Here is a 14354-nt window from a genome sequence, read left to right on the forward strand (position 1 = left end):
CGATGCTCAGAGGGGGGAACAGCGCTCGCGTGACCTGGCGGACGCCTAGGCGTCCGTGGCCAGCGCCCGCCGCTGGGCCGTGCGGGCCGCCTGCCGGGCGGGGTTGGCCACCAGCGTCGACGCCAGCAGCCGTTGGGTGTAGGAGTGGGAAGGTGTGCGGTAGACCTGGTCGGCCGGACCGGACTCGACCATCTGACCCAGGTAGAGCACCCCGATGTCATCGCTGATGTGTCGCACGACTTCCAGGTCGTGCGCGATGAACAGATAGCTGACGGACAACTCGCGCTGTAGCTCCATCAGCAGGTTGATCACCTGGCTCTGGGTGCTGACGTCCAGGGCGCTGACCGGCTCGTCACAGACGATCAAGCGGGGGCGAGGGGCCAGCGCCCGGGCGATGGCGACGCGCTGCCGCTGGCCGCCCGAGAGCTCGTGGGGGTAGCGATCGGCGTGGTAGCCGGAGAGCCCCACCCGGTCCAGCGCGTGTTCGACCTCCCGGTCCCGCTCCAGTCCGGAGAGCGGACGGTGCCGGGTGATGGCCTGGCCGATCGTGGTGGCGATGGTCTGCCGGGGGTTGAGCGACGACATGGGGTCCTGGAAGACCACCTGGACGTCGCGGTTGAACGACAGCGGTGTACGCCTGCCGAAGGTGGCCATGTCCTGGCCGTCGAAGACGACCCGTCCGCCCGAGACCGGAGCCAGCCTAAGGATCGCCCGGCCGATGCTGCTCTTGCCGGAGCCGGACTCGCCCACCAGTCCGAGCGTACGACCGCTCTCGATGGCGAAACTGACGTCCCGCACGGCGGTGAGCGTCTTGGCCCGTCCGGTCATGCCGCGCCCCAACTGGTAGCGCACGGTGAGGTTCTCCACCGACAGCAGGGGTGCCCCGTCCGACGGGGTGGGCTGCTGTTCGGTGTCGGGAGTGATGTCGATGCTCATCGGGCACCTGCCAGTTCGAGTTCGGTGACCCTCAGGCAGCGCACCCCGTCCGCGTCGGCCGGCACCGAGCCGGTCCGGCAGTTGTCCGTGGCGTACGGACAACGCGGGTGGAAGCGACAGCCCTGCGGCCAGGCCCAGGCGGGAGGAACCCGACCGGGAATGGTGGCCAGCGGCTCACCGTCCGTCTCGCTGTGCGGTACGGCGGCGAGCAGGGCCTCCGTGTACGGATGCTTCGGCTCGGCGAACGCGTCCTTGACGGTGCGCTGTTCGACGATCTGCCCCGCGTACATCACCGCGACCCGGTCGCACGTGTCCGCGACGACCCCCAGGTCATGGGTGATGATCAGCAGCGACATCTGGAGCCGTTCCCGCAGGGACGCCAGCAGATCGAGCACCTGTGCCTGGATGGTGACGTCGAGCGCGGTGGTCGGCTCGTCGGCGATCAACAACTCGGGATCACAGGCGAGTGCACCCGCGATGACGACCCGCTGGGCCATGCCACCGGAGAACTGGTGCGGATAGTCCTTCAGGCGTTCCTGCGGATTGGGCACGCCCACCAGCGCGAGGAGCTCCGCCGCCCGCTCGGTGGCCTCGTCCTTGCTGAGGCCGGAGTGCGCGCGGATGGCGTCGATGAGCTGGCGGCCCACCGTGTGGACGGGGGAGAGCGCGGAGCCGGGATCCTGGAAGACCATGCCGATCCGCTTGCCGCGCACCTGACGCAGCCGCTCACCGGACAGCCCGGCGATCTCGGAGTCCTCCAGCCGGATGGAACCACCGGCGACGGTGACGCCCTTGGGCAGCAGCCCGAGGATGGCCGCCGCGGTGATCGACTTGCCGCAGCCGGACTCGCCGACCACGCCGAAGGTCTCTCCCCGCTTGATGTGGAACGAGATGTCCGACACCAACTGGGCGCCGTTGCGGTCGGTGACGGTCAGCCCGTCCACCCGCAGCAGTGCGTCGTCGGGCGCGGCGACCGGCGTGGAGACGATCGGCAGCCCCTTCTTCTTGCCCGAACCGGCCCGGGGCGCGGACCGCGGTGAACCCGCGTCCCTGAGCCCGTCGCCGAGGAGGTTGAAGACGAGCACGCTCAGGGTGATCGCGGCTCCCGGCAGGATCGCCAGCAGCGGATGCTCGGACACGTGCTGTCGCGACGCATCCAGCATGGCGCCCCAGCTGACCTGGGTGGCGTCGATGCCGACACCGAGGAAGCTCAGGGTCGCCTCGATCAACAGCGCCGTACCGAGTGCGATGGACGCCTGGACGATGATGGGCGGCGACACATTGGGCAGCACCTGCCGGAGCATGATGCCCGACGAGCGCAACCCGAGGACGCGCGCCGCATCCACATACAGCTTCTCGCGTTCCGCCAGAACGACGGCCCGGGTGATCCGCATAAAGCTCACGGCGAAGATCAGTCCGACGGCGAGCATCGCATTGCCGAGACCGCTGCCGAGGACGGCGACCAGGGCGAGGGCGAGCAGCAGGGCGGGGATCGACTGCATCACATCGGCGATCCGCATGCCGATCCGGTCCCACCAACCGCCCCGGTAGCCCACGAAGACCCCGAGGCCGACGCCGAGCACCAGACCGATCGCAACGCTCTCCGCGGAGGCGAGCAGTGCGGTACGGGTGCCGTAGATGAGCCTCGACAGGGAGTCGCGGCCCAGATCGTCGGTGCCGAGCCAGTGATCGCCGCTGGGGCCCTGCAACTTGTTCTGCACATTGGGTGCCGCCGGGTCGTACGGAGCGATCCAGGGCGCCGCGAACGCCAGGATGACCTGGAGCAGCAGCATGGTGATGCAGAACAGGGTGACGGGCTGGCGCAGCATCCGGCGCAGCGTGCGGGCTTTGACCCGTGGTGCGGCTGCGTCGCCAGGGGGGCCGCCGGCCACGGGGACGTCAGCGGGATCGGTCTGCTCGGTGAGGATGGCGGTGGACTGGAGCGTCCCTTCGCGCGGGTTGTCGTTCATTGGGGCCTCACCTTCGGGTTGATCACGCCGTACAGCAGGTCCGCGCCGAGGTTGACCAACAACACGATGACCGCGACGAGGACGATGGAGCCTTGGAGCACCGGGTAGTCGGCGCGTACGACGCTGTCGATGAGCATCGTTCCGAGACCGGGGACCGCGAAGATCCGTTCGATGACGAAGCTCGCGGCGACCAGGACCGACATCTGGATGGCGATCACGGCCAGCACCGGGACCATGGCGTTCTTGATCGCGTACCGCAGGACGATCTTCCGCTTGCGGATGCCGCGGGCCAGGAGCGTGGTGACGTAGGGCGATTCCAAGGCGTCGATCATGGCGCTGCGGGTCTGTCGGGCGATCACGGCGGCGGTGTGCGAGCCGAGGGCGATCGCCGGCAGGATCATCCCGGTCACCCAGGCTCCCGGGTCCTCGGTGATCGGTGTGTAGCCGACGACCGGCAACCAGCCGAGGTTCACCGCGAACACCAAGACCAGCAGCAGTCCCAGCCAGAAGCTGGGGACGGCGAGCCCGAGGGCCACCACGGTCGTCAGCAGACGGTCCGCGACGGTGCCCGGGCGCAGCGCGCCCAGGACCCCGAGCGGCACGCCGGCCAGCAGGGCGAGCGCCATGCCCGCGATGGCGAGGGAGAGCGTGATGCCGATACCGGTGGAGATGGACTCGGAGACCGGGACGCTGGTGTACAGCGAGTTCCCGAGGTCTCCGGTGACCGCTCCACCGAGCCAGTCGATGTACTGCTCGAAGATGGGCCTGCTCAAGCCCATCTGGTCCCTGAGGGCGTCCTTGTCGGCGGCGGGTGCGCCTTCACCCAGGATCTGCGCCACCGGGTCGGTGGGCGTCAGATGCACCAGGGTGAAGACGAACGCCGACACCAGCAGCAGTGTGGGCAGTGCGGAGAGCAGCCGCTGGAGGACGAATTTGGTCATCCGTCCGTGCCTTTCGCTGATCGTGCGTCGGCGAAGACGCGCTCGCGCACCCGACGGACCGCGGCGCCGGCCTCCGTGCGGTCCAGGTCGGTCATCCGGCCGCCGCGCTTGCGGACCACTCCGCCCACGATGACGGTGTCGACGTCGGAGGGGTTGGTCTGGAGCACGATGTGGGCGGCCGGGTCGCCGAGCGCCATGCCGTACGGCTCGGTGTTGACCAGGACGACATCGGCGAACCGCCCGGGGGCGAGCACGCCGAGTTCATCGCCGAGACCGATGGCGCGCGCCGCGTTGACCGTGGCGAACTCCAGCATCTGCCGGGGGTCGACGGTCGGGCTTCCGGGGCGACGCTCCAGCGGCCAGCGGCCCGCCTCGCGCTCGATCGACGCGTCCACATTGCGCATCAGCAGGAACGTGAGCCGCATGGTGGCGAAGAGGTCGATGGAGACCCGCGAGTTGGTGTCGATGCCGAGACTCGGCGAGGCACCCGCCCGGTAGGCACGGTTGAGGACGTTCATCGAACGCCCGCCGCCGAACTCTCCTTCGGGGGTGAAGGAGATGCCGCCGCCGCAGGACGCCAGGAGTTCCAGCTCCTCGTCGTCCGCCGCGTTGGCGTGCGCGGGCAGGATGTCCTCGTCGAGGAGTCCGGCCTCGTGCAGGGCGCGGATCTGGCCGGGCGGGTTCTGGTGGACGCTCATCCGCATCCCCAGTTCGCGGGCGAGTCCGATCTCCTTGGAGATCCGGTCCATGCTGCCGAACTCGATGGACGACAGGGCCATGCCGACCCGCAGCAACTCGTCGTCCGCGGTCTCCTCGTGGAGTTCCCGGATGTGGTTGAGGCGCCAGGCGTGGTCCTCGGGCGGGGCACCGAAGCTGCCGAGCATCCCGTACGCCCACAGGGTGCGCTGTCCGGTGGTGCGGTGGGCCCGCACTCCGGCCTCGGCCGCCTCGGGCGACATGACGTTGTGACAGAAGTCCAGGACACCGGTGACACCGGCGTCCAGCATCTGCACCGAGCCGGCCAGGGTGGCGTCGTAGATGTCCTCGGCGACGAAGTGCTCACGGAGGTAGAAGACCTGGGACTGGTAGTCGTCGAAGGTCCAGCCGCTGGAGTGCAGTCCCTTGAGCGGGGTCTGCCAGGCGTGCATATGGGTGTCGATGAGGCCGGGGATCGCGATCATCCCGCGGGCGTCGATCTCCTGGGCGTCTTCGTCGACCAGGTCGGTGCCGACGGCGGCGATCCGGTCGCCGACGATGAGGATGTCACCGGGGGTGAGATCACCGAGCTCGGGGTCCATCGTGAGAACGGTGGCGTTCTTGATGAGCACTCGGGACTCGTTGGGACGGTTGGTCTCAGGCACGGCTGACTCCCTGTGGTTCGGGGGCGGCGATGGCGATGTCGGCGAAGGGCTTGGCGGTGTGGACCACACGTCCGCCGACGACGGTGAGAACGGATTCGATGCGGGGGATGACCTCTTCGTCGACGCTGAAGTAGTCGTCGCTGAGGACGGCGAGGTCGGCCAGCAGTCCGGGTTCGAGGCGCCCGCGGTCGTTCTCCTCGAAGCTGAACCAGGCACCGGATGCGGTGTAGCCGCGCAGTGCCTCTTCCCGGCTGAGCAGGTGCTGCGGCGCGAGGGTGTCGTTCCCGGTGACCGTGCGGCCGTTGAGGAACCAGGCCAGGGTGGCGAAGGGGTTGTAGGAGGCGACCCGCATGGCGTCGGAGCCGAGGCCGAGCGGAATGCCGCGCTCGATCAGGCTCCGCATCGGCGGGGCCTCGGAGACGGTCTCGGCTCCCCAGGCGGTGATGGCTTCGTCGCCCTGGAAGCGGAACAGACCCTGGGCGAGGACTCCGGCGCCCAGCGCCTCGATGCGGTCCACGTCGACCGGCTTGAGGGGCTCGGCGTGGACGAGTGCCCAGCGCAGCTTGCTGATGTCGTGCTCGGCGTGCACCTGCTCCCAGGCGGTGAGGACGGCGTCGATGGTCTCGTGGTGGTGTGCGTGGGTGTGCACGGTCCAGCGGTTGCTGGCCAGGTCGGAGAACATCCCGCGCAGCTGCTCCCGCACCTCGTCGTCGATGACGACGGGGTGCGCGATCTTGTCGACGGTCCGGTAGAGGGCGACCTCTCCGGAACCGATGACGCGCAGCATTCCGTCGCCGACGTCCAGCGGGGTGAAGCGCAGGTACCCGGCCAGGTCCTCCAGCTCGGTGCCGGCACGCTCGGCGTGCACGGCGAGCCGGGTGCGGACCGTGAGCTGGCCGCGCCGCCAGGTCTCCCGGATCGCGGGGTAGGCGGCCGGTCCGCTGTTGAAGCCGCCGCCGTCGATGGCGCCGGTGATCGCGAGGCGGTTGAGCTCGCGGGACATCTCGGCGGTGGAGGCGATCTGCTCCTCCAGGGTGGGGCTCGGCATCCGCCGGTAGAACCACTCCATCAACGGGGTGCCGTTGACCTTGCCGGACAGTTCGCCGTCGGCGTCGGTCTCGAAGGAGGCGGTCTTGAAGCCCTCTTCGCCGAGCTGGCGCACGAGGGCGTGGTCCACGCCCAACTCCCGCATGGCCGCCGTGTTGAGAACGGCCCAGTCGTACAGGAACTGCACGTACACGGGGTTGTTGGGCGCGGCCTCGTCCAGCTCCTGGCGGCTCGGTCCCCGGTTCTCGGGGAACTGCGCCGGGTGCCAGCCGCCGATCACCCTGATCCAGCTGCCGGCGGGCCGTTCGGCGGCGCGCCGGGTGATGGCAGCGAGACCGCTCTCCAGGGAGAGCTCGTCCTCCCAGCGGACCTCGTCCCGCCAGGTGCGGCCGGCGCGGACGACGTGTACGTGGGAGTCGATCAGACCGGGGATGACCCGGCGTCCCGCCAGGTCCACCACGGTCGTGTCGGGTCCTGCCAGGTCCTCGATCTCCCGGCTGGTGCCGATGGCGGAGACCCGCTCGCCGGTGATGGCGATCGCGTCGACCTCGGCGTACTGCTCGTCCGTTGACATGGTGGTCACACGGCCGTTGAGAAGGACCAGATCGGGACGGGTGCTCGGGGGCTGGGCAGTGCTCATGGGTGGGTTTCTCCATCCGGGACGTACGGTACGGAAAGGGCCGGGGTGGCCGGCGGGGTGGAGCGGGGATCAGCCCTTGGGCTGGGCTTCCCGGTAGCGGAACACCGCGACGTCATTGGTGGTCGACTTGATGTTGTCGACCTTCTTCGGGTTGTAGGCCCAGAAGCCGGTGTAGTCGAAGTAGCCGCAGTCCAGGGCCTCGTCGTTGACGATCTTGGACAGCTTCTGCCAGGCCGCGTCCCGTGCCTCGGGCGTCGTGGCCTTGAGGCCCTCGGCCGCCGCCGCATCGATCTGCGGGTAGGGCACCTTCAGCGGATTGCCCGGGGCGTCGATGGCGAACTTGCGGTTGTAGTAGTCGTACGCGCCCGAGCGGGAGCCGTCGGAGAGGATCGCGGCCGGGTACTTGCCGTTCTGGTACGTGCTCAGGAACTGCGGGAAGTTCGGCAGTTCGAGCTTGACGTTCACGCCGATCTTCGACATCTGGCTGCGGAACAGTTCGGCGATCGTCCGCTGGGTGTCGTAGCTGATCAGGGTGAACTCGCGGGGACCGCCGGCCTCCTTGATGAGCGCCTTCGCCTTGTCGAGGTCGAAGGGGTAGCCCTGGATGGTCGGGTTGTGACCCGGCTGGCCCTCGGGGAAGCGCTGGAGCGGAGTCTTGCCCTTGCCGCCGAGCGCCGCGTCCGTGTAGTCCTGCGGGTTCATCGCGTAGCAGACCGCCTGGCGGAACTTCTTGTCCGCGAACACGCCCTTGGTGTCGTACATCTGGAGGTGCCACAGCACCGACGGGAACCAGGTGGACTTCATGCCCTCCTTGTCCGCGCGCTCAGCGAGCGGGGGAGTGGTCCACACGACGTCGAGCTGTCCGGCGCGCAGGGCGTTGTAGAGGCTGTCGGGGTCGTTGATCTGGGTGACCTCGACGCGGGACGGACCGATGGACGCCTTGTCGTAGTACTTGTCGAAGGCGGTGACGACCGTGCGCAGCCCCTTGGTGGACGCCTTCGCGTCGAACTTCCACGGACCGGTGCCGATGCCCTGGGTCTTCCAGTCCCCGGCGGCGAGCGCCTTGGGGGAGACCATGTACATCCCGAGCCGGGCGAGGTTGGTGACCAGGGACGGAGCGGGCTCCGACAGGTCGAGGCGCACATGGGTGTCGTCGACCGCAGTGATCGCCTTCACCGATGCCAGTTGGCTGCGGTACTGGCTCGGGGTGTTCTTGATCCGCTCCAGGTTCTTCACCACGGCGTCCGCGTTGAAGGGGGTGCCGTCGTGGAAGAAGACGCCCGAGCGGAGGGTGAACTCGACCTGGAGCTGTGTCTCCTTCCACTCCGTCGCCAGCTGGGGCTTGAGGGTGAATCCGTCCGGGGCGACGCTGAGCAGCGATTCGTAGACCAGCGAAGTGAAGGTGCTGTTCTGCTTGGTGACGGTCTCCCAGTCTTCGAACTGCTGGTTGGTGCCGACCTTGAGGGTTCCGCTCGGTCCCGTGCCGGACTTCTTCTGCGGCGTGGACGTGGTGCTGTCCGTATTGCTGCACGAGGCCAGGGTGACGGTGAGAGCGGTGGCGAGCAGCAGCCCGCCTGCCGTGCGGGCAGATCTGGTGCGGGAGCGGCGAACCCGCCCCGCAGGGGTGGGCAATCCGTTTTGTGTCACGGCGAGAACCTCCACAGCAGCTTCTTCTGAGCGCCGATACGCGGTGCGATGTGCGTTATGGTGCACGTGTGTGCAGTCACTCTGTCAAGGGTTCTGCACGGACTCTTCGGAAAGCCTCCGTAAAGTCCCACTGTGGCAGGGCAAGCCAGACATCGGTGTCCATAGCCACTGGACATTTGTGTAGCGCTCTACCCAGGACGCGCCGAAGAGTGTTCAATATGACGTGCATGTATGTGCAGCGCTGTGCAGTCCTATACAGTTGTCTAGTGCGTGAACACGGCGTATTAGGATCGATCGGGAGGCTCGATGAAGCCTGAGGGGGAAAGCGCCGGCCTTGGCGGCAGACTCAGAAGAGTCCGTGCTGAACGTGGTCTGTCGCTGCGCGAGCTGGGCAGGTTGGCGGGCTGTTCCGCGAGTCTCATCTCACAGGTCGAGCGCGGTCAGACCGCACCGTCCGCCGGGGTGATCTACGGGATAGCGAACGCACTGGAGATCTCTCTCGACTATCTCTTCGGGGTCGCGGATTCCGAGGAGGTTCCCGCGCCTGCCGCCCGGGGGGCGAAGGCCCCGCACATCGCCGGGGCACCGCACATCGACGAAGACGGGACGCCCCGGTTCGTCACGGCCACGGCCACGATCGGCGCACCGGCCAATGGAAGCGGGGCCGCCCGTACCGTGCGGATCGGCGCACCCGAGGGGCGGGAAACGGTCGGGACCTCGGTCCTAGAAGTGGACGGCACCGCCCCCACGGGCCCGGCACTGGAGCCGGCTGCCGAGACCATCGTCCAGCGCAAGGGACGCCGGCGCACCATCGATCTGGCCAGCGGCGTCCGCTGGGAACGTCTCACCCCGCTCCAGGACGCCCGGGTGGACTTCCTGGAAGTCGTCTACGCACCCTACGGACGCTCCACGGACACCCGCTGCCCCATCCGACACGACGGCCGCGAGTACCAACTCGTCCTGATGGGCACGCTCCACGCCGACGTCGGCTTTGAGACGTACGTCCTGGAGGCGGGGGACTCGCTGGCGTTCGACCCGGCCACCCCCCACCAGTACCGGAACATGACCGGAGAAGAAGTGCGCGCCATCTCCGTCGTCGTCCACCACACCGACTGACGGGGCCGGGGATGCGGGGGGCCCGGTGCTATGCCGAGGCCCGTCGCACCAAGGTCGTGGGCGTGACCACGGAAGCCGGCAGCCCGCCCCGCTCGTCGGCGCCACCGTCACCGTCGCCCTTGAGGATCTGCATCAACAGCCGCACCATCAGCCGTCCCATGCCCTCGATGTCCTGGCGCACCGTGGTGAGCGGCGGATCGGTCGCATCGGCCACCGACGGCATGTCGTCGAAACCGACCACCGCCACATCCTCCGGCACCGTGAGCCCCCGCTCCTTCAGCGTCCGCAGCGCACCCGTCGCCATCAGATCATTGGCGGCGAACACCGCGTCCACGTCCGGTCGGCGCGAGAGCAACTCGGCCATGGCCCGCGCCCCGCTCCCTGCGGTGAAATCGCCCTGAGACACCAGCGCCTCCCCCTCACCCGCCAACGCGTCGTGATAGCCGGCGAGCCGGTCGAGGGCCGAGGTCTGATCCCGCGGACCCGCGATGTGGGCGATCCGACGCCGACCGATCGCGATGAGATGGTCGACGGCCTCGCGGGCGCCGCCCCGGTTGTCACAGTCCACATGGGGTACGTCGGCCACGGCAGCGCCCGGCCCGTCGGGACGGCCGCCGAACACCGCCGGAACCCGCGCCGATTGGATCGCCGACGTCAGCGCCCCATCCGTGTGCAGGGAGAACGCCAGCGCGCCGTCGACATGCCCGCCGCCCAGGTAACGCGCGATCCGATCGTGGTCGCCCGGGCCCTCCGCCCACAGCAGGACCAGCTGTGCGTCATGGGCCGTCAACTCCCGATTGATGCCGCGCACCTGCCGTTCGAAGAACGGATCGGAGAAGACCCGGAACCCGGGCTCACCGATGATCACCGCGATTGCGCCCGTGCGCCGGGTGACCAGTGTCCTGGCCGCGTGGTTCGGTATGTAGCCCAGTTCCTCGACGGCTTGGCGCACCTTGTCCGCCAGAGCGCCCCGCACCCCCGTACCGCCGTTGACGACCCGGGACGCCGTGGCCCGGGAAACCCCGGCCCGGGCGGCGACGGACTCCAGCGTGGGACGAGGCCCCGTGGTCCGCTCGGTCACGGCGTGCGCTCCTTGACTCGTTCGGCCAGCCGTGTGCCCAGAACCGGCCGCGGGGAGGGTCGGCAGCTGGGGGGTGCTGCCATGGGGGAGCCAGGATAGCGGGGGGTCCGCGGCGGTGTGAGCCCCTTGCGACCTGCTGGGCAACCCCTGAGCGCCCCGACGACGGGGGGCCGTGGGGGCGAGCGGCCCCGATCACACCCGCCCCGGCAATCAGCCGAAGGCCCTCTGTCGCCGGTGAGTCGACGAGGGTAGCTTCCCGCTCATGCCGATACGTACGCGGGGAACCCGCACGACGTACAGATCGCTCGTACTGGCGGCGTCGGCCGCCCTGATGGCCGTCTCCCTGGCCCCGGCGCATGCGCAGCCCGCGCCCGGGACGAACCGCGGGGACGCGGACCGCCGGGAGAGCAGACCGATCCACTCCTACGAGAAGGCGATCCGTGAATCGGTGTGGGTGGACATCCGACTCGACGGCGACGGCGACGGCAGGAGCGACCGGGTCGCCGTCGACATCGTCCGCCCGTCGGAACCCGTGCACCGGGGCCAAAAAATTCCGGTGATCATGGACGCCAGCCCCTACTACGCCTGCTGCGGACGGGGCAACGAGACCCAGCGCAAGACCTACGACGCGGCGGGGCGACCGGTCCAGATCCCCCTCTACTACGACAACTACTTCGTCCCGCGCGGCTACGCCTTCGCCGCCGTCGACCTCTCCGGCACCAACCGCTCGGACGGTTGCGTCGACATCGGCGGCAGACAGGACGTCCAGTCCGCCAAGGCGGTCGTCGACTGGCTCAACGGCCGCGCCGCCGGCTACACCAGCCGCACCGGATCCAAGTTATCGAGCGCCGGCTGGTCCACCGGCGACACCGCCATGATCGGCAAGAGCTTCGACGGCGCCATCGCCAACGGGGTGGCCGCCACCGGCGTCGAGGGGCTGAAGACGATCGTCCCCATCGGCGCACTCTCCTCCTGGTACGACTACTACTTCGCCAAGGGCGCGCCCCTCTTCGACTCCGGCCCCAACTGGCTCGCCGAGAACATCGAGAGCCCCGCGGCCCGCGAACCGTGTCAAGCCGTCAAGAAGCGGCTGGTCGACGACGCTCCACGCACCGGCAACCACACCCGCCTGTGGCATGAACGCGATTACGTGCGCGCCGCCCACAAGGTCAAGGCCAGCGTCTTCGCCGTGCACGGAATGCAGGACCTCAACGTGCGCGGGAAGCACTTCGGCCAGTGGTGGGACGCCCTCGCCGCCCAGGGCGTCGAACGCAAGGTGTGGCTCTCACAGGTCGGGCACGTCGACCCCTTCGACTTCCGGCGCGCGAAGTGGGTGAAGACCCTGCACCGCTGGTTCGACCACCACCTCCTCGGATACGACAACGGTATCGACGACGAACCCATGGCCGACATCGAGCGCGCGCCCGACCAATGGACCACCGACCGGCACTGGCCACCGCGCACCACCCGTGTCACCACGCTCCGTCCCGCGCCGGGAGCCCGACCGGGGGTCGGAACGCTCTCGCAGCGCCCCGCGCGCCCGGGCGCCCGGGAGACCTTCACCGACGACCGCACCCAGCATGAGATCGACTGGGCCGCCGCCGTCGACCGCCCCACCCCCGCCAAGGTCGGCTTCGTCTCCCGACCGCTGAGCCGTCCGCTGCGACTCTCCGGCTCCGGTACGGTCACCGTCACTGCGACCCCGACCACCACGAGCGCCCACCTGAGTGCCGTACTCGTGGACCTCGGCCCCGATGTCATCCGCGACTACGCCGCCGTCGGTGAGGGCATCACGACCTTGCCGCAGCGCAGCTGCTGGGGGGCGAGCACCCCGGGCGACAGCGCCTGTTTCAAGGAGACGATCGCCCGGACCAAGGCCGTCCAACAGACCGTCTTCAGTCGGGGCTGGGCCGATCTGGGCCATCATGCGTTCCCCGGCCGGGAGCGACCGCTGACCCCGGGCAAGCCGCACACCATCACCCTCGATCTGCACGCCGCCGACCATGTGGTGCCCGCCGGCCATCGACTGGCCCTGATCATCGCCGGCACCGATCGCCATCTGATCGAGCCGCCGGCCACCACACCGAGGCTCACCCTCGATCTTGCGCGCACATTCGCCCGGCTGCCCATCGTCGGCGGCTCCCGCGCCTTCGAACGAGCCACCCGCGGACCCGTCCTTGTTCCGACGACGAGCCCGACCCGGCCCGATGCGGTCGCGGGCCCGCGTGCCGTCCGACCGATCCCGGGAGCCAGCCGATGACGTTCCATGTACGCTCCTTCGCCCTGGCCGCCTTGACGGTCGCCCTCACGGCCGGGCTGATGGCCGCACCCGCACGGGCCGCGGACGCGACGACCGCACCGCGCACCGGATTCGAGACCAGCGGCGGCACCCGTTGGACCGGCGAGGAGGAGGAGCGCTCCTTCCTCGCCGCCGTCGACCGGGCCAGCGACCGCGTCGCGCTCTCCAGGATCGGAACCACCAAGCAGGGCCGCGAGTTGGCGCTGGTGGCCATCGGTGCCCGCCCGGCCGCCACCGTCACCACCGTGCTCCTGATCTGTTCGCAGCACGGCAACGAGCCCTCCGGGCGCGAGGCTTGTCTGACGACGGTCCGTGATCTGGCCTTCGCTCGTGACCGTCAGACCCGCGCATTTCTGGCCCGTACCGAGATCCTCGTCATCCCCAATGCCAATCCCGACGGACGGGCGGCCGACATCCGGGGCAACTCCGACCGGGTGGACGTCAACCGCGACCACATCGCACTGAAGACCGCCGAGGGCCGGGCGATGGCCGCCGTCATCCGCGACCATCGACCCGACGTCATCTACGACCTGCACGAGTACGGTGCATCGCCGCCCTACTACGACCGGGACCTCTTCGATCTGTGGCCGCGCAATCTGAACACCGACTCCCGGGTGCACCGGGAGTCGAAGGCCCTCTCCGAGCGCTATGTCCGACCGGCCGCCGAAGACAAGGGGCACACGAGCGGGACGTACGGGATCTGGACCGATCCGGCCACCGGAGAGCCGATCCGACAGGTGGCGGGCGACGGTCAGGAACGCATCCTCCGCAATGCCTCGGGGGTGAAGAACTCCGTCGGGCTCCTCATCGAGAGCCGTGTCGACCCACTGACGGACGCCGAGAAGGCCGATCCCGCAGTGAACAACCGTCGACGGGTGAGCAGTCAACTGGCCGCGCTGGAGGGACTGATGTCCTTTGCTGGTGAGCGCGGACCGGCGGTTCGGGCCGCGACCTCCCTCGCCCGCTGGAACGGCTTCCTGGACCGCGGCCCGATCTATCTGGGGGGTGCCGACAACACTCCCGCCACCCCGGCGGAGACCTTGGCCGATCCCCCTTGCGGCTACCGGCTGGATGGAACCCAGTTCGCCGAGGTCAAGGACGAACTGGCGCTGCACGGAGTGGTGGCGCGCGAGGTTGGCGACGGCGCGTTCGTGCCGCTGCGCCAGTCGCAGCGCAAGCTCGTTCCGCTGCTGCTCGACGCACGGGCCACTTACCGTCTCGCATCAGGTCAGCCCGTCACCGCCTGTTGATCGCTGACAAGCGTGTCACCTGTGGTAGGGGGTAGGCGGAACCAGATTTTCCGCTTACCCCTGAGA

The 14354-nt window shown here is 69.1% G+C and carries 10 protein-coding genes; 3 read left to right on the forward strand and 7 right to left on the reverse strand.

The annotated features are described in order from the left end of the window. Nucleotides 1-45 precede the first annotated feature (45 nt). The 6 genes from OID54_RS31260 to OID54_RS31285 all read right to left on the reverse strand — a co-directional run bounded on the left by OID54_RS31260 (nucleotide 46) and on the right by OID54_RS31285 (nucleotide 8542). Nucleotides 46-936 (reverse strand): ATP-binding cassette domain-containing protein, encoded by an 891-nt coding sequence (locus OID54_RS31260; protein WP_329025020.1) that lies wholly within the window; start codon nucleotides 934-936, stop codon nucleotides 46-48. Next, entirely contained in the window at nucleotides 933-2906 is a 1974-nt protein-coding gene (locus tag OID54_RS31265) for a dipeptide/oligopeptide/nickel ABC transporter permease/ATP-binding protein (protein WP_329025022.1), read from the reverse strand. The genes OID54_RS31260 and OID54_RS31265 overlap by 4 nt, the downstream gene beginning before the upstream one ends. Continuing rightward, nucleotides 2903-3847, reverse strand: coding sequence for an ABC transporter permease (locus OID54_RS31270; RefSeq protein ID WP_329025024.1), 945 nt, complete (start codon nucleotides 3845-3847; stop codon nucleotides 2903-2905). The genes OID54_RS31265 and OID54_RS31270 overlap by 4 nt, the downstream gene beginning before the upstream one ends. Beyond that, nucleotides 3844-5208, reverse strand: coding sequence for an amidohydrolase family protein (locus tag OID54_RS31275; RefSeq protein WP_329025026.1), 1365 nt, complete (start codon nucleotides 5206-5208; stop codon nucleotides 3844-3846). The genes OID54_RS31270 and OID54_RS31275 overlap by 4 nt, the downstream gene beginning before the upstream one ends. After that, nucleotides 5201-6895 (reverse strand): amidohydrolase, encoded by a 1695-nt coding sequence (locus OID54_RS31280; RefSeq protein WP_329025028.1) that lies wholly within the window; start codon nucleotides 6893-6895, stop codon nucleotides 5201-5203. The genes OID54_RS31275 and OID54_RS31280 overlap by 8 nt, the downstream gene beginning before the upstream one ends. Before the next feature lie 69 nt (nucleotides 6896-6964). Next, entirely contained in the window at nucleotides 6965-8542 is a 1578-nt protein-coding gene (locus tag OID54_RS31285; RefSeq protein ID WP_329025030.1) for an ABC transporter substrate-binding protein, read from the reverse strand. A gap of 306 nt (nucleotides 8543-8848) precedes the next feature. On the opposite strand from OID54_RS31285, the gene OID54_RS31290 reads away from it, so the two are divergent. Further along, entirely contained in the window at nucleotides 8849-9658 is an 810-nt protein-coding gene (locus tag OID54_RS31290) for a helix-turn-helix domain-containing protein (RefSeq protein ID WP_329025032.1), read from the forward strand. Nucleotides 9659-9686: 28 nt separating this feature from the next. On the opposite strand, the gene OID54_RS31295 is transcribed toward OID54_RS31290, so the two are convergent. After that, on the reverse strand, nucleotides 9687-10739 hold the full coding sequence (locus OID54_RS31295) for a LacI family DNA-binding transcriptional regulator (protein ID WP_329025034.1): 1053 nt from the start codon (nucleotides 10737-10739) through the stop codon (nucleotides 9687-9689). Nucleotides 10740-11001: 262 nt separating this feature from the next. On the opposite strand from OID54_RS31295, the gene OID54_RS31300 reads away from it, so the two are divergent. Then, nucleotides 11002-12999, forward strand: coding sequence for a Xaa-Pro dipeptidyl-peptidase (locus OID54_RS31300; RefSeq protein ID WP_329025036.1), 1998 nt, complete (start codon nucleotides 11002-11004; stop codon nucleotides 12997-12999). Beyond that, entirely contained in the window at nucleotides 12996-14288 is a 1293-nt protein-coding gene (locus OID54_RS31305) for a M14 family metallopeptidase (RefSeq protein WP_329025037.1), read from the forward strand. The genes OID54_RS31300 and OID54_RS31305 overlap by 4 nt, the downstream gene beginning before the upstream one ends. Nucleotides 14289-14354 lie beyond the last annotated feature (66 nt).

It is taken from the genome of Streptomyces sp. NBC_00690 (assembly GCF_036226685.1).
Lineage (GTDB): Bacteria > Actinomycetota > Actinomycetes > Streptomycetales > Streptomycetaceae > Streptomyces.